Below are 14,774 nucleotides of genomic sequence, written 5' to 3' on the forward strand. Positions count from 1 at the left end.
CATGGGTATTGATCTTCCGCTGATCTGGGCCGTGGTCATCATCTTCGGCATCATGATGTACGTGATCATGGACGGCTTCGACCTGGGGATCGGCATTCTTTTTCCCTTCGTCAAGGGCGAGCGCGACCGCGACGTGATGATGAATACCGTCGCGCCAGTCTGGGACGGTAACGAAACCTGGCTGGTGCTGGGCGGCGCCGGGCTGTTCGGGGCGTTTCCGCTGGCCTATTCGGTGGTGCTCTCGGCGCTGTACCTGCCGCTGATCCTGATGCTCATCGGCCTGATCTTCCGGGGCGTGGCATTCGAGTTCCGCTTCAAGGCCAAGGCCGAGAAGCGGCATTTGTGGGACAAGGCTTTCATCGGTGGTTCGCTGACGGCGACCTTTTTCCAGGGCGTGGCGCTGGGGGCATTCATTGACGGTTTCGAGGTGGTCAATCGCCAGTTTGCCGGCGGCTCCCTGGATTGGTTCACGCCGTTTACGGTGTTCTGCGGCCTGGCGCTGATCGCCGCCTACGCTTTGCTCGGCTGTACCTGGCTGATCATGAAGACCGAAGGCAAGCTGCAAGAACAGATGCACGATCTGGCCAGGCCACTGGCATTCGTGGTGCTCGCCGTGATCGGCATCGTCAGCATCTGGACGCCGCTGGCTCACGCCGACATCGCGGCACGCTGGTTCACCCTGCCGAACCTGTTCTGGTTCCTGCCGGTGCCGATCCTGGTGCTCGTCACCATGTACGGCTTGTTCCGCGCCGTCGCCCGCAACGCCAACTACACGCCGTTCATCCTGACGCTGGTGTTGATCTTTCTTGGCTACAGTGGCCTCGGCATCAGCTTGTGGCCGAACATCGTGCCGCCGTCCATTTCGATCTGGGACGCCGCGTCACCGCCCCAGAGCCAGGGCTTCATGCTGGTCGGCACGCTGTTCATCATTCCGTTGATCCTGGTGTACACCTTCTGGAGCTACTACGTGTTCCGCGGCACCCATGACGATGGCTACCATTGACCGACCTGCGAGGTGCCGAGAATGGCCAAGCCTGACCTGAAAGACATCGAAGCCGCTGAGAAAAAACCGTTATGGCAGCGGCTCGGCTGGCTGGTGATGATCTGGGCCGGGAGTGTGCTGGCGCTGTTCATCGTTGCCAGCCTGATGCGGATGTTCATGAACGCCGCCGGGCTGACGACTCATTGAGCGGACCCCACTGAATACCAGGGTTACTTGCGGGCCTTGAGAATCACGAATTTTGGCGTGGCGGCGACCTGCTCGACCCCCCGGAACAGCCGAGCCAGCTTGCTGTGGTAGCCCAAGTGCCGGTTGCCGACGATGTACAGCGCGCCGCCAACTACCAACGCCTCGCGGGCTTGCTGGAACATCCGCCAGGCGAGGAAATCGCCGACTACTTGCTGCTGATGGAAGGGTGGATTGCACAGCACCACATCCAACGATTGCGGCGCTTGTCCGGCGAGCCCATCGTCGGCCCGCAGGGTCACTTCACGCTCGCCCAGCGCCGCTCGCCAGTTTTCAGCGGCTGATTGGACCGCCATGTACGACTCATCCACCAACGTGTAATGGGCCTGCGGGTTGTGCAGGGCACTGGCAATAGCCAGCACGCCATTGCCGCAGCCCAGGTCCGCCACCCGCGCCGTGCCGAGGTTTTTTGGCAGGTGTGGCAAAAAGGCGCGCGTGCCGATATCCAGCCCTTCGCGACAGAATACGTTGGCGTGGTTGAGCAACTCGATTTTCGGCTCATCCAGCCAATAGCGAGTCGGGTAGGGAGAGGCGGTGGCTGTCCTGGTTTGTGGCGTGGCAATCAACAGGCGAGCCTTCTTCACCGCCAACGAGGCCTGTACCGGGCCGATATAGCGCTCCAGCAGATCGCCAGCGGCCCGTGGCAGATGCTTGACCATCGCGGCGGCGATGACCTGAGCGCCTGGAGCCAGTTGCTCTTGCAGCCGGATCAATTGCTCTTCCAGCAGGGCCAGGGTCTTGGGTACTTTGATCAGGACACGGTCGAACTGCCCTGTCAGCGGTTCGCTGGCGGGCACGATCGGTACCGCGTCGAAGGGCAAACCGTTGCGCGCCAGGTTTTTCTCCAATGCCTGTAGGGCAAGGAACGAGTCTCCGCTACTGGTGACCTTGACTTTGCCGACCAGGCTCGCCGCCAGGGCCCCGAAGCCATCGTTGAGTACCAGAACCCGGGTATCCGCCCCCGGCTGCTGTTCGGCCAGGTACGCAAGCAGATATTCATCGGCTGCGTCGAATGCCTGCAGCGGTTCGTTCTGCTGTTCGGGTTGGCGGATCAGGTCGAGTTGGGCGAAGGGACTGTCTAGCAAGGGCATGGCGGGGACTCTGGCAAATCAACGGATGTCCCGCTGCCTGGGGGCAGGTGTCTCAGCGGGACCGCCTGAATGAACTGCGTCGCGTGCCTGGCACGTCATCATTCAAGTGGAACCGTGGATGTTACGTTTTTTTACTGGGCATTACTCGTGGGTTTTCAGGGGGCTGTTCTGCTTTGCTGATCAGATCATGTGGATATGGGCCGCCTTGGCAACCGCCGAGATTTTGTTGGTCACGTTCAGTTTCCGCATGCAGCTGTTGACATGGAAATTCACGGTGCGCTCGGAAAGACAGAGGATCCTGCCGACTTCCGATGCCGTCTTGCCTTCGGCGGACCATCTCAATACTTCAATTTCCCTTGGCGACAAATGGACTGTCTGTGAGGAAGGCTCGGCGTCGGACATTCGCTGGCAAGCCAGCGCATGCAACCGTTGGCTGGCGAAAATGGCATAGCCCAGGTTGCCATAATGCTCCTCCGGGTCGATGGGGCGTTGCATCCTGGCGAGACTGAACAGACTGTAATAGGTGCCCCGTTCCTCATGGACGGCTTGGGTCCAGCCATGGCTGAGTCCTTGGTGTTCAAGTGCTTGCCATAATTCGGGGACCTCGCAAAAAATATCTTCGCTCCAGAGGATTGGCAGCGATGATTGATTGCAGTGTGCCAGTATTGGGTCGTTCGCCGCATAACCGTTTTGTTTGTACAGTTTGTTCCATCCATAAGGGTAGTTGTTGATATTGATCCGATGCCTGTGTCTGTCTGCAAAAGTCGGGTATGCGGCGAAGGCGCAGTATTCAAATCCTTGATAATTAAAGAAGTTTTGTACGAGGCGATAGGCTTTTTGGAGATCCTTTTCGCACGACAATTTTCGCAATTGCAAATCTTTCCATGCATCCATGGCGTTCTCCCTAGTGTCGTGGATCCAATTGAAGCTGCGAAAATTAGTGTAGGAGATTTCCTCAATGTTAGGTATTTTTTTTCGATGTTAGTTGTTTATGAACTGTGGTGAGTTTTCACGTTATTTTTCGATACGATGTTTAGTTTTTGTATAAGGCTGATGAAACATTCGTCCATGAATGTTTACTGCGCAGTTCAATACCATTACTGAACGTAAGTGGTTAATGTGCTTTGTTTACAGGACAATACGGTCCTCGTCCCATTGGAGAGGCTCATGACCGACAGCGCAGAAAAGTTTACCCGCCAAACCCTGATCGAGGTGCAGTCCCTGACGCCTCACCTGTTTACCCTGCGTACCACCCGGGATCGCGGCTTTCGTTTCCGGGCTGGTCAGTTTGCCCGACTGGGGGTGGTGAAGGCGGACGGCACTGCCGTCTGGCGGGCTTATTCCATGGTGTCTTCGCCGTTCGACGAGTTTCTCGAGTTTTTTTCCATCGTCGTCCCGGACGGCGAGTTCACCAGTGAGCTCAGCCGCTTGAAGCCGGGGGACAGCTTGTTGGTCGAGCGTCAGGCCTTTGGTTACCTGACGCTGGACCGTTTTGTTGACGGTCGCGATTTGTGGCTGTTGTCCACCGGGACAGGGGTCGCCCCGTTTCTTTCTATCCTGCAGGACTTCGAGGTCTGGGAAAAATTCGAGCGGATCATCCTCGTTTACAGCGTCCGCGAGTCACGGGAATTGGCCTATCAGGCCTTGATTGATGCGTTGCCCCGGCGAGACTATCTGGCGGAATACGCTCATAAGTTTCGCTTCATTGCGACGGTTACCCGTGAACAACACCCTGGCGCCCTCAACGGACGCATCACCACACTGATCGAAAATGGCGAGCTGGAACAGGCCGCCGGTGTCGCGCTGACGCCAGAGCATTCGCGGGTCATGTTATGCGGCAACCCGCAGATGATTGACGACACGCGCAAGTTGCTCAAGGCCAGGGGCTTGCAACTGAGCCTCACGCGGCGTCCCGGTCAGGTGGCGGTGGAAAACTACTGGTGAAAAAAATGGCGTCCGTGGGGCGCCATTTTTTTGCCAGCGAGAATGCTCAAGGCCTCTCGTTCTGAGCCTTGAGCAGGTCGCGGATCTCGCTGAGCAATTGTTCTTCCTTGGTCGGGACAGGCGGCGCGCTCGGAGCGACGGCCTCTTCACGCTTGAGGCGATTGATGGCCTTGACGCCCATGAAAATGGCGAAAGCCACGATGATGAAGTCCACCATCGTCTGGATGAATTTGCCGTAGGCGAGCACCACCGCGGGCGTATTGCCCTCGGCCGCCTTGAGCGTGATCGCCAGGTCACTGAAATCCACTCCGCCAATCAGCAGGCCGAGCGGTGGCATGACCACGTCGCCAACGAATGACGAAACGATTTTGCCAAAAGCAGCACCAATGATGATCCCGACGGCCATGTCGACGACATTGCCTTTGACCGCGAAGGCCTTGAACTCGCTTAGCACGCCCATGAGTTGTTCCTTGTGACAGATGAGATTGATAGCCGCAGTGTAAGTCAGCTGAACGGGTCTTGCCTGACATGCCTGCTTACAAAGCTTGCCTGTTATCGACCCGGCTCTCCCCAGAAAGTTTACAAAGTGCCATCAATCGCGCGTGATACGCGGTTCGGGGCCGATTCCCCATAATGTTTTTTCTATCAGGTCGGTACGGCATTTCTATTTAGGTTTCGGTTTGTCGAGCACTAGCCTCTGAAAGGCGCACATGGATGCGCTCTATAAAATCAGAGGAAACTCACATGAACACTTCCCTTGGCCTTGGTGCTTTTTCCAACCGCCATACCCTCGTTGTGCTGACCGCCAGCCTGTTTTCCCTGTCCGTCAATGCCGCCACCCTGACCCGGGATAATGGCGCGGCCGTGGGCGATAACCAGAACTCCCAGACCGCCGGACCCAACGGCCCGACCCTTCTGCAGGATGTGCAACTGATCCAGAAGCTCCAGCGTTTTGACCGTGAACGGATCCCCGAGCGTGTGGTGCATGCCCGTGGTACCGGTGCGCATGGCGAGTTCACGGTGTCCAATGACCTGAGCGACCTGACCAAGGCCAAGGTATTCGCCGCCGGACAGGTCACGCCGGTGTTCGTCCGTTTTTCCGCCGTGGTGCATGGCAATCATTCGCCTGAGACGCTGCGTGATCCTCGAGGCTTCGCCACCAAGTTCTACACGGCGGATGGTAACTGGGACCTGGTCGGGAATAATTTCCCGACGTTCTTCATCCGTGATGCGATCAAGTTTCCCGACATGGTCCATGCGTTCAAACCCGACCCGCGGACCAACCTGGACGATGATTCGCGTCGTTTCGATTTCTTTTCCCACGTACCGGAAGCCACCCGCACGCTGACCGAGCTGTATTCCAACTCCGGCACTCCGGCCAGTTATCGCGAAATGGACGGGAACGGCGTACACGCTTACAAACTGATCAACGCCAAGGGCGATATCAGTTACGTGAAGTTTCATTGGAAAAGTTTGCAGGGGCTGAAAAACCTCGATCCAAAAGAAGTAGTGAAAGTTCAAGGGCAGGAATACAGCCATATGACGAATGATTTGGTCAGTCATATCAACAAGGGTGACTTTCCGAAGTGGGATCTGTACGTTCAGGTGCTCAAGCCGCAAGACTTGTCGAAGTTCGACTTCGATCCGCTGGACGCCACCAAGATCTGGCCGGATGTGCCTGAGCGAAAAGTTGGGCAGATGGTGTTGAATCGTAATCCGGCGAATGTTTTCCAGGAAACCGAACAAGTCGCGATGGCTCCGGCCAATCTGGTCCCGGGTATCGAGCCTTCCGAGGATCGCCTGTTGCAGGGGCGGGTCTTCTCTTATGCCGATACGCAAATGTACCGGGTCGGGCCGAACGCGTTGCAGCTGCCAATCAACGCGCCCAAGGTCGCGGTAAACAATGGCAACCAGGACGGTGCGATGAATTTCGGCAGCACCAGCACTGGCGTGAATTACCAGCCGAGCCGCTTGCTGGCGCGCGAAGAGCAACCTGCGGCGCGCTATAGCCAGGCAGCGCTGACCGGCAGCACCCAGCAAGCGAAAATCCAGCGCGAGCAGAACTTCAAGCAGGCGGGTGATCTGTACCGCTCGTTCAACCAGAAGGAGCGCAATGACTTGATCGAAAGCTTCGGTGGGTCATTGGCAACGACTGACGATGAGAGCAAGCACATCATCCTGTCGTATCTCTACAAGGCTGACCCGGAATACGGCACCGGCGTGGCTCGTGTCGCCAAAGGCGACCTGGCGCGGGTCAAGGCGCTGGCCGAGAAGCTGAGCGACTGATCGACCTGTAGGGAGCAAGTTTGCTCGCGATGCGGTGCCCAGGCAGGCCGCGTTGCCCGGATCGCGAGCAGGCTCGCTCCCACAGGCCTGTGTCATAAGGAGAAGCCTGATGCGAAATTTTCTTCTATCGGTACTCGTGACCTGGTCGGTGGGCGTGTTGGCCGAGCAGCCTGTACCCGCCGATCCGGCTGCGGTGCGGGAACAGCTGCAAGACTATTATTTCGACGCCGCACGCCGGGGTGATGTGCCGATGCTCGATACGTTCATCGAGGCCGGTTACTCGCTCGACACCCGGGATGAGAAGGGCTACACGGCGCTGATCCTGGCGGCTTATCACGGCCACGCGCCCGCGGTGGAGCGGCTGTTGGCCGCTGGCGCCGATGCCTGCGCCCAGGACAAACGCGGCAATACGGCGTTAATGGGCGCCATCTTCAAGGGTGAAGTCCAGATCGCCCGCCGTTTATTGTCCACCGAGTGCAGTCCGGACCAACGCAACGGTGCCGGACAGACCGCTGCGATGTATGCAGGCCTGTTCAAGCGTGACGAATTGCTCGATGCCTTGAAGGCCAAGGGTGCCGACCTGGAGGCCAGGGATCCGTTGGGCAATAGCGCGGCGGATCTGGCGAAGGGCGAAATCAGAATGCCGGCCCCGCAGTAAAGCCTGGCTAGGCTATCATCGCGGTTTTTACCCGGAGTTCAGATGGCCAAGGCAAAGCGCATGTACGGCTGCACCGAGTGCGGCTCGACCTTTCCCAAATGGGCTGGCCAATGCAGTGAGTGCGGCGCCTGGAATACCCTGACCGAAACCATGGTGGAAAGCGGCGGGGCGGCGGCACCCACCGGGCGCACGGGTTGGGCTGGGCAACAAGCCCAGATCAAGACCCTGGCCGAGGTCAGCGTCGAAGAAATCCCGCGCTTTTCCACGGCGTCCGGCGAACTGGATCGCGTGTTGGGCGGCGGTCTGGTGGATGGTTCGGTGGTACTGATCGGCGGAGATCCGGGCATCGGCAAATCCACCATCCTGCTGCAAACCCTGTGCAACCTCGCTACTCGCATGCCGGCGCTGTATGTCACTGGCGAAGAATCCCAGCAACAGGTCGCGATGCGCGCACGACGGCTGGGGTTGCCCCAGGATCAGTTGCGCGTCATGACCGAGACTTGCATCGAAACCATCATCGCCACGGCGCGCCTGGAAAAACCCAAGGTGATGGTGATCGACTCGATCCAGACGATTTTTACCGAACAGCTGCAATCGGCACCGGGTGGCGTGTCCCAGGTGCGCGAAAGCGCGGCGCTGCTGGTGCGTTATGCCAAGCAGAGCGGCACGGCGATCTTCCTGGTCGGTCACGTCACCAAGGAAGGCGCGCTGGCGGGCCCTCGGGTGCTGGAGCACATGGTCGATACGGTGTTGTATTTCGAAGGCGAATCGGACGGTCGCCTGCGTTTGTTGCGAGCGGTGAAGAACCGTTTTGGCGCCGTCAACGAGTTGGGCGTGTTCGGCATGACTGACCGGGGCCTGAAGGAAGTCTCCAACCCTTCGGCGATTTTTCTCACGCGTGCCCAGGAAGAGGTTCCGGGTAGCGTGGTCATGGCGACGTGGGAAGGCACCCGGCCGATGCTGGTGGAAGTCCAGGCGCTGGTGGATGACAGCCACCTGGCGAATCCGCGCCGGGTCACCCTGGGCCTGGATCAGAACCGGCTCGCCATGCTGTTGGCTGTCTTGCACCGGCACGGCGGCATCCCTACCCACGACCAGGATGTATTCCTCAACGTGGTGGGCGGGGTGAAGGTATTGGAGACCGCGTCCGACCTGGCATTGATGGCGGCCGTGATGTCCAGCCTGCGCAATCGGCCGCTGCCGCATGATTTGCTGGTGTTCGGTGAGGTCGGGCTTTCGGGTGAAGTGCGACCAGTGCCCAGCGGGCAGGAGCGGCTCAAGGAAGCGGCCAAACATGGCTTCAAGCGCGCCATCGTGCCCAAGGGCAATGCGCCGAAGGAAGCGCCGGCGGGGCTGCAGATCATTGCGGTGACGCGGTTGGAGCAGGCGTTGGATGCGTTGTTCGAGTAGCGGCTTGTGCAGGCCTTTTGTGGCGAGGGATCTCGGTGTCGTCAGATTTGGATCAACGCCGCCAGTTCCCGCTCCAGCTCGTCATGGTCAGCCAGATTCAGTTCTACCAGCCGACGTAGATGCGCAATGGACTCCAGGTCGATGTGTTCACAGACAAAACCCAGATGACCATGGTCATCGTGAGTCAGCCGGACTTCCATCTTGACCTCAGCCTCGGGGCTCAAATGAATATCAGCCATGAAGGGTTTTTCGGGGTCACCAATCCAGGGTTCGGGCTTGTTGATCAGTAATCCCTTGAGAGACAAATCCAGCAGCTCCACCGGCCAGGTGAAAGGCCCTTGGCTCAGTTCGGTCTTTGCATGAAATTCAATTCGTACGAAGCGGCGGCGTTCGCTCATTACGCAATCCCTCTGGAGATTCACTGACTATAGACCCTGCTGGCGCAGCATCGTGCCCGTTTGGCCATTGGCAGACGAATGTCGGGTATGGCCTTTACGCCGGTAAGCGCTAAACTCGGGTGGCTGTCTTTCTTGTCCACCCTGGCTGGAATAAAAAAATGAAAAACAATAATAGCCTGCTACGCCATCTGCCCTGGCTACTGCTGGCCGTCGTAGGCGCGTGCGCCCTTGGCGTAGTGGCCCTGCGCCGCGGAGAGCCGATCAACGCCCTCTGGATCGTCGTCGCGGCCGTGGCCATCTACCTGGTCGCCTACCGCTACTACAGCCTCTTCATCGCCAACAACGTGATGCAACTCGATGCGCGCCGGGCCACGCCCGCCGTGCTCAACAACGATGGCCTGGACTATGTCCCGACCAACAAGCACATTCTCTTCGGCCACCACTTCGCGGCCATTGCCGGCGCGGGGCCGCTGGTCGGGCCGGTGCTGGCGGCGCAGATGGGCTACCTGCCCGGCACGCTCTGGCTGATCGCCGGCGTGGTGCTGGCCGGTGCGGTGCAGGACTTCATGGTCCTGTTCCTGTCGACCCGCCGCAACGGTCGCTCGCTGGGCGACATGGTGCGCGAGGAAATGGGCCGCATCCCCGGCACCATCGCGCTGTTCGGCTGCTTCCTGATCATGATCATCATCCTTGCGGTGCTGGCGCTGATCGTGGTCAAGGCCCTGGCCGAGAGCCCGTGGGGCATCTTCACGGTGATGGCGACCATCCCGATCGCGATGTTCATGGGCATCTACATGCGCTACATCCGCCCGGGCCGCATCGGTGAAATCTCGCTCATCGGCGTGCTGTTGCTGCTCGGTTCGATCTGGCTGGGCGGGCAGATTGCCGCCGACCCGGTCTGGGCCAAGGCCTTCACCTTCACTGGGATCCAGATCACCTGGATGCTGATCGGCTACGGTTTTGTCGCCGCGGTGCTGCCGGTGTGGCTGATCCTGGCGCCACGGGACTACCTGTCCACATTCCTCAAGATCGGCACCATCATCGCCCTGGCGATCGGCATCCTGGTGACCATGCCCGAGCTGAAAATGCCGGCGCTGACCCAGTTCACCGACGGCACCGGGCCGGTGTGGAAGGGCGGTCTGTTCCCGTTCCTGTTCATCACCATCGCCTGCGGTGCGGTCTCGGGTTTCCACGCGCTGATCTCCTCGGGCACCACGCCCAAGCTGCTGGATAACGAAACCAACGCCCGCTACATCGGTTACGGCGGCATGTTGATGGAATCGTTCGTAGCGATCATGGCCATGGTCGCGGCCTCGGTGATCGAGCCGGGCGTGTACTTCGCCATGAACAGCCCGGCGGCTATCGTCGGTTCGGACGTGGTAGCCGTGGCCCAGACCGTCAGCAGCTGGGGTTTTGCAATCACCCCCGACGCGCTGCAAGCGGTGGCCAAGGACATCGGCGAGACCACCATCCTGGCCCGTGCCGGCGGTGCGCCGACCCTGGCGGTGGGTATCGCGCAGATCCTCCACTCGGTGCTGCCGGGTGAGAACACCATGGCGTTCTGGTACCACTTCGCGATCCTGTTCGAAGCGCTGTTCATCCTCACCGCGGTAGACGCCGGCACCCGTGCCGGACGGTTCATGTTGCAGGACCTGCTCGGCTCGTTCGTGCCGGCCCTCAAGCGCACCGAATCGTGGACCGCCAACCTGATCGCCACCGCCGGCTGCGTCGCGCTGTGGGGTTACTTGCTGTACCAGGGCGTGATCGATCCGCTGGGCGGCATCAACACCTTGTGGCCGCTGTTCGGCATCTCCAACCAGATGCTGGCCGGTATCGCGCTGATGCTCGCTACCGTGGTGCTGATCAAGATGAAGCGCCAGCGCTACGTCTGGGTCACGCTGCTGCCGGCCAGCTGGCTGCTGATCTGCACCACCACCGCGGGCCTGATCAAGCTGTTCGACGCCAACCCGGCGATCGGCTTCCTGGCCCTGGCGCGCAAATACAACGATGCCCTGGCCGCCGGCCAGATCCTGGCCCCGGCCAAGAGCATCGAGCAGATGCAGCACGTGGTGTTCAACGCCTACACCAACGCAACGCTGACGGTGTTGTTCCTGTTCGTGGTCTTCAGCATCCTGTTCTACGCGCTCAAGGTCGGCATCGCCGCTTGGGGCACCAAGGAACGCACGGACAAGGAAGCGCCATTCCAGGCGCTGCCGGACGCTTGATAGGGGATTGCAACGATGTTCAATGACTTGAGTCGCCTCGGTAAATACCTCGGTCAGGCCGCCCGCCTGATGGTCGGCATGCCCGACTACGACAACTACGTCGAGCACATGCAAACCAAGCATCCCGACAAGCCGTTGATGGACTACGAGGCGTTCTTCCGAGAACGCCAGGAAGCCCGTTACGGTGGCAAGGGTGGCCCCAAATGCTGTTGAACTGAAGTAATCCCTGTGGGAGCGAGCCTGCTCGCGATAGCGGAGTGTCAGTCGATGAAGATGTCGACTGACCCGGCGCCTTCGCGAGCAGGCTCGCTCCCACAGTTGTTTTTGGGTTGGACTCAGGATTCGCATGCGCTACAAAGGCTCGCTCCCGCAGGAGTTTGTTTGCCTTATCTTAATTTCGAAACAGGAGATCCAGTGTGTCCTCTCCCATCCCGGTCACGATCCTCAGCGGCTTCCTCGGTGCTGGCAAGACCACGTTGTTGCGTCATCTGCTCAAGGCCGAGCACGGCCTGAAAATCGCCGTGATCGAGAACGAATTCAGCGATGCCGGCATCGACACCCAGTTGCTGGGCGACGATCCGGTGCAAGTCATGACCCTGGCCAACGGTTGCGTGTGCTGCACCATTCACACCGATCTGACCAAGGCCCTGTACCTGTTGCTTGAGCGGCTGGACAGCGGTGAAATCGCCTTCGACCGCCTGGTGATCGAATGCACCGGCCTGGCCGATCCAGCCCCAGTGGCCCAGACCTTCTTCATCGATGAAGACCTGCGCGAACGCTACATCCTCGACGGCATCCTGACCTTGGTCGATGCCGCTCACGCCGAGATCCACCTGACCCAGGCCATTGCCCAGGCCCAGGTCGGGTTTGCCGATCGGCTGCTCATGAGCAAGACCGACCTGGTGGACGCCGCTGATGTCGAGGCACTTGCCGAGCGCCTGACTCGGATCAACCGACGGGCGCCGATCCGAGTGGTCGAGCACGGCAAGATCGATCTGGCCGAGTTGCTCGACATTCGCGGCTTCAATCTCAACGCGGACCTGGGCGGCGGGCTCAGCCTTCGCCCGGTCGCCAAGGCCACCACGGCCGATCGCATCAGCAGCCTCGTGCTGCGCACCGACAAGCCGCTGGATATCGACAGGCTGAGTGCGTTCATGAACCAGCTGCTGGAAGAGCACGGCAAGCAATTGCTGCGCTACAAAGGTGTGCTGAACATTGCCGGCGAACCCCGCCGACTGGTATTCCAGGGCGTACTCAAGCTGTACGGTTTCGATTGGGACACCGAATGGGCCGAGGGTGAAGCTCGGGAAAGCGTGATCGTGTTCATTGCCGACGAATTGCCTGAAGAGAAGATCCGCGCTGGTTTCGACGCTGCGCTACTCTGATGGTCAAGTGTTCCAGGCATCGGGGATGCCTGCTCCTCATGGCCAGGGTCACCCTTCGGCCATCAGGATGAGGAGTGCTCCAGAAGGCTGAGTATGAATGTAATCTTGGCATTTTCGTCTGTCTCGGCGAGATAGGTATAAGGGGATCCTCGCCGCTTGGATCTACCGATATATTTGTCGGTTGCAGTCCTCAAGGTGATGAGGGTGTGGGCTGCTTTTAAACTGTCTCGGGTAAGTATGTTGTTGTTCTGATCCGTCAGGCTGAACAAGGCGGCGTCTTCAATGCTTGCGGTCGTCACGCCAAAGTGGTTGCGCCAAGCCAGGCCGATATATTTGTCCTGATGCTCGCCTGTGTTTTTTATAGTCAGTGCATACCCGGCTTCGGTGTATTGAAAACGTAGCCTTAGCGGCTTCCGATCCAGGCGCGGATCTCTGGAGACAGTACCGAGAAGCGTCGAGTGGTCATGGGGTTGGGGCCTGCCGGTAAAGAAGCCTCCGCTGAACTCGGTCAAGGTTGCGATTGCGGGTTTACCATGCAGCTCTTCAAGCAGGTTTATATGCTCGCCGGAAGTTCTTATTACAGCATCGAAAGATGATTGGTTGTCCATGTGTTGAAATATTCCTTAAGGTCGATTGATCAAGTGAGGAATACTTATATTATTTTTTTGTTGGAGGAGGAGATTTGAAGTGTTGCCAGTTTTGATTGGCTCGGCAGAGACTGGAGCAGTTTGCCAATAACATTTGTTAGTCGCGCTAACTAAAAAGGCCCCTATCTTTCGATAGGGGCCTTTTTTCGAACAGCGAATGTAGCAGGGCTAATTAAGCGCCGTACACCGGCAGCTTCTTGCAGATGGCCTTGACCTTCTCGCGAACGGCATCGATCACCGCTTCGTTGTTCAGGTCCGCCAGGATGTCGCAGATCCAGCCGGCCAGTTCCTTGCACTCGGCTTCCTTGAAGCCGCGAGTGGTCACGGCCGGGGTGCCGAAGCGCAGGCCCGAGGTGACGAATGGGGAGCGTGGATCGTTCGGCACCGAGTTCTTGTTCACGGTGATGAACGCCTTGCCCAATGCGGCATCAGCGTCTTTACCGGAGATGTCCTGCTTGATCAGCGACAGCAGGAACAGGTGGTTTTCAGTACCGCCGGAGACCACGTCGAAGCCGCGTTCGATGAACACGCCGGCCATGGCCTTGGCATTCTTCACCACTTGCTGCTGGTAGGCTTTGAACTCAGGTTGCAAAGCTTCCTTGAAGCAGATGGCCTTGGCCGCGATCACGTGTTCCAGCGGGCCACCTTGGGCGCCAGGGAATACGGCCGAGTTCAGCTTCTTCTCGATGTCGGCGTTGGCACGTGCCAGGATCAGGCCGCCACGTGGGCCACGCAGGGTCTTGTGGGTCGTGGTGGTGACCACGTCGGCGAACGGCACCGGGTTCGGGTAGACGCCAGCGGCAACCAGGCCCGCAACGTGAGCCATGTCGACGAAGAGGTAGGCGCCGACCTTGTCGGCGATTTCGCGGAAGCGCGGGAAGTCGAGGATCTGCGAGTAGGCGGAGAAGCCGGCCACGATCATTTTCGGCTTGTGCTCGACGGCTAGGCGCTCGACTTCGTCATAGTCGATCAGGCCGTTGCCGTCGATGCCGTACTGGATGGCGTTATACAGTTTGCCCGAGGACGAAACGCTGGCGCCGTGGGTCAAGTGACCGCCGTGGGCCAGGCTCATGCCCAGGATGGTGTCGCCGGCCGACAGCAGCGCCAGGTAGACGGCGGCGTTGGCTTGCGAGCCTGCGTGCGGCTGGACGTTGGCGTAATCGGCGCCGAACAGTTGCTTGGCGCGGTCGATGGCCAGTTGTTCGACCACATCGACGTACTCGCAACCGCCGTAGTAGCGCTTGCCCGGGTAGCCTTCGGCGTACTTGTTGGTCAGTACCGAGCCTTGAGCTTCCATCACCGCGGGGCTGGTGTAGTTTTCCGAAGCGATCAGCTCAATGTGCTCTTCCTGGCGCTGAGCTTCTTGCTCCATGGCGGCAAAGAGATCGGCGTCGTACTTGGCAATAGTCAAATCACGGCTGAACATGGCGGTCCTCAAGGATCGGGGCAGAAAAGGGGGGCATTCTAACCCAACCGGTTTTGGA

Annotated in this window: 15 protein-coding genes; 9 read left to right on the forward strand and 6 right to left on the reverse strand. The window is 59.3% G+C overall.

The window, feature by feature from the left end:
• Position 1: 1 nt before the first annotated feature.
• Positions 2–1,003 carry a cytochrome d ubiquinol oxidase subunit II gene (cydB, locus tag PSH78_RS04095; RefSeq protein WP_305498673.1) on the forward strand — a complete coding sequence of 334 codons (1,002 nt, stop codon included), beginning with the start codon at positions 2–4 and terminating at the stop codon, positions 1,001–1,003.
• A 21-nt stretch (positions 1,004–1,024) separates the two neighbouring features.
• Complete coding sequence (locus PSH78_RS04100; protein WP_305498675.1) at positions 1,025–1,189, forward strand: DUF2474 domain-containing protein; 165 nt, start codon at positions 1,025–1,027, stop codon at positions 1,187–1,189.
• Between the two features lie 23 nt (positions 1,190–1,212).
• Here PSH78_RS04100 and PSH78_RS04105 read toward each other — a convergent pair whose 3' ends face one another.
• Positions 1,213–2,337: a class I SAM-dependent methyltransferase gene (locus PSH78_RS04105; protein WP_305498677.1), complete on the reverse strand. Its 1,125-nt coding sequence runs from the start codon at positions 2,335–2,337 to the stop codon at positions 1,213–1,215.
• A gap of 180 nt (positions 2,338–2,517) precedes the next feature.
• The gene (locus PSH78_RS04110; protein ID WP_305498679.1) at positions 2,518–3,231 is read right to left on the reverse strand and encodes an autoinducer binding domain-containing protein; all 714 of its coding nucleotides are present in this window, start codon (positions 3,229–3,231) and stop codon (positions 2,518–2,520) included.
• Positions 3,232–3,504: 273 nt separating this feature from the next.
• On the opposite strand from PSH78_RS04110, the gene PSH78_RS04115 reads away from it, so the two are divergent.
• Positions 3,505–4,281, forward strand: a complete 777-nt coding sequence (locus PSH78_RS04115) for a ferredoxin--NADP reductase (protein WP_305498681.1) — start codon at positions 3,505–3,507, stop codon at positions 4,279–4,281.
• Between the two features lie 46 nt (positions 4,282–4,327).
• Here PSH78_RS04115 and mscL read toward each other — a convergent pair whose 3' ends face one another.
• The gene (gene mscL / locus PSH78_RS04120; protein ID WP_305498682.1) at positions 4,328–4,741 is read right to left on the reverse strand and encodes a large-conductance mechanosensitive channel protein MscL; all 414 of its coding nucleotides are present in this window, start codon (positions 4,739–4,741) and stop codon (positions 4,328–4,330) included.
• Positions 4,742–5,025: 284 nt separating this feature from the next.
• Between mscL and katB the strand changes: the two genes are divergently transcribed.
• From katB to radA, 3 genes are all read left to right on the forward strand, one after another.
• Positions 5,026–6,567, forward strand: coding sequence for a catalase KatB (gene katB / locus PSH78_RS04125; protein WP_305498684.1), 1,542 nt, complete (start codon positions 5,026–5,028; stop codon positions 6,565–6,567).
• 109 nt (positions 6,568–6,676) lie between these two features.
• A complete protein-coding gene (locus PSH78_RS04130; protein ID WP_305498686.1) occupies positions 6,677–7,225 on the forward strand; it encodes an ankyrin repeat domain-containing protein in 549 nt (182 codons plus the stop codon).
• Between the two features lie 42 nt (positions 7,226–7,267).
• Entirely contained in the window at positions 7,268–8,635 is a 1,368-nt protein-coding gene (gene radA, locus PSH78_RS04135; RefSeq protein ID WP_030140305.1) for a DNA repair protein RadA, read from the forward strand.
• A 41-nt stretch (positions 8,636–8,676) separates the two neighbouring features.
• On the opposite strand, the gene PSH78_RS04140 is transcribed toward radA, so the two are convergent.
• Positions 8,677–9,033, reverse strand: a complete 357-nt coding sequence (locus tag PSH78_RS04140; protein ID WP_305498687.1) for a PilZ domain-containing protein — start codon at positions 9,031–9,033, stop codon at positions 8,677–8,679.
• Between the two features lie 158 nt (positions 9,034–9,191).
• Here PSH78_RS04140 and PSH78_RS04145 point away from each other — a divergent pair, with 158 nt between their 5' ends.
• The 3 genes from PSH78_RS04145 (at position 9,192) to yjiA (ending at position 12,643) form a co-directional block, all read left to right on the forward strand.
• Positions 9,192–11,258 (forward strand): carbon starvation CstA family protein, encoded by a 2,067-nt coding sequence (locus PSH78_RS04145; protein ID WP_305498688.1) that lies wholly within the window; start codon positions 9,192–9,194, stop codon positions 11,256–11,258.
• Positions 11,259–11,273: 15 nt separating this feature from the next.
• Positions 11,274–11,471, forward strand: coding sequence for a YbdD/YjiX family protein (locus tag PSH78_RS04150; protein WP_003201656.1), 198 nt, complete (start codon positions 11,274–11,276; stop codon positions 11,469–11,471).
• Positions 11,472–11,674: 203 nt separating this feature from the next.
• Complete coding sequence (yjiA, locus tag PSH78_RS04155; RefSeq protein WP_305498689.1) at positions 11,675–12,643, forward strand: GTPase; 969 nt, start codon at positions 11,675–11,677, stop codon at positions 12,641–12,643.
• A 62-nt stretch (positions 12,644–12,705) separates the two neighbouring features.
• On the opposite strand, the gene PSH78_RS04160 is transcribed toward yjiA, so the two are convergent.
• Both PSH78_RS04160 and glyA read right to left on the reverse strand, forming a co-directional pair.
• Positions 12,706–13,251, reverse strand: a complete 546-nt coding sequence (locus PSH78_RS04160; protein WP_305498690.1) for a hypothetical protein — start codon at positions 13,249–13,251, stop codon at positions 12,706–12,708.
• Positions 13,252–13,462: 211 nt separating this feature from the next.
• Positions 13,463–14,716 carry a serine hydroxymethyltransferase gene (gene glyA, locus PSH78_RS04165; RefSeq protein ID WP_305498691.1) on the reverse strand — a complete coding sequence of 418 codons (1,254 nt, stop codon included), beginning with the start codon at positions 14,714–14,716 and terminating at the stop codon, positions 13,463–13,465.
• Positions 14,717–14,774 lie beyond the last annotated feature (58 nt).

Source organism: Pseudomonas sp. FP198 (genome assembly GCF_030687895.1).
In the GTDB taxonomy this organism is placed as follows: Bacteria; Pseudomonadota; Gammaproteobacteria; order Pseudomonadales; family Pseudomonadaceae; genus Aquipseudomonas.

What these genes read in the sequence shown, in the direction of transcription:
- cydB (WP_305498673.1), top strand. Translation starts at nt 2, where the DNA reads ATGGGTATTGATCTTCCGCTGATCTGGGCCGTGGTCATCATCTTCGGC.
- glyA (WP_305498691.1), bottom strand. Translation starts at nt 14,716, where the DNA reads ATGTTCAGCCGTGATTTGACTATTGCCAAGTACGACGCCGATCTCTTT.
- PSH78_RS04115 (WP_305498681.1), top strand. Translation starts at nt 3,505, where the DNA reads ATGACCGACAGCGCAGAAAAGTTTACCCGCCAAACCCTGATCGAGGTG.
- PSH78_RS04130 (WP_305498686.1), top strand. Translation starts at nt 6,677, where the DNA reads ATGCGAAATTTTCTTCTATCGGTACTCGTGACCTGGTCGGTGGGCGTG.
- PSH78_RS04150 (WP_003201656.1), top strand. Translation starts at nt 11,274, where the DNA reads ATGTTCAATGACTTGAGTCGCCTCGGTAAATACCTCGGTCAGGCCGCC.
- PSH78_RS04160 (WP_305498690.1), bottom strand. Translation starts at nt 13,251, where the DNA reads ATGGACAACCAATCATCTTTCGATGCTGTAATAAGAACTTCCGGCGAG.
- radA (WP_030140305.1), top strand. Translation starts at nt 7,268, where the DNA reads ATGGCCAAGGCAAAGCGCATGTACGGCTGCACCGAGTGCGGCTCGACC.
- PSH78_RS04145 (WP_305498688.1), top strand. Translation starts at nt 9,192, where the DNA reads ATGAAAAACAATAATAGCCTGCTACGCCATCTGCCCTGGCTACTGCTG.
- PSH78_RS04105 (WP_305498677.1), bottom strand. Translation starts at nt 2,337, where the DNA reads ATGCCCTTGCTAGACAGTCCCTTCGCCCAACTCGACCTGATCCGCCAA.
- PSH78_RS04100 (WP_305498675.1), top strand. Translation starts at nt 1,025, where the DNA reads ATGGCCAAGCCTGACCTGAAAGACATCGAAGCCGCTGAGAAAAAACCG.
- katB (WP_305498684.1), top strand. Translation starts at nt 5,026, where the DNA reads ATGAACACTTCCCTTGGCCTTGGTGCTTTTTCCAACCGCCATACCCTC.
- PSH78_RS04140 (WP_305498687.1), bottom strand. Translation starts at nt 9,033, where the DNA reads ATGAGCGAACGCCGCCGCTTCGTACGAATTGAATTTCATGCAAAGACC.
- mscL (WP_305498682.1), bottom strand. Translation starts at nt 4,741, where the DNA reads ATGGGCGTGCTAAGCGAGTTCAAGGCCTTCGCGGTCAAAGGCAATGTC.
- PSH78_RS04110 (WP_305498679.1), bottom strand. Translation starts at nt 3,231, where the DNA reads ATGGATGCATGGAAAGATTTGCAATTGCGAAAATTGTCGTGCGAAAAG.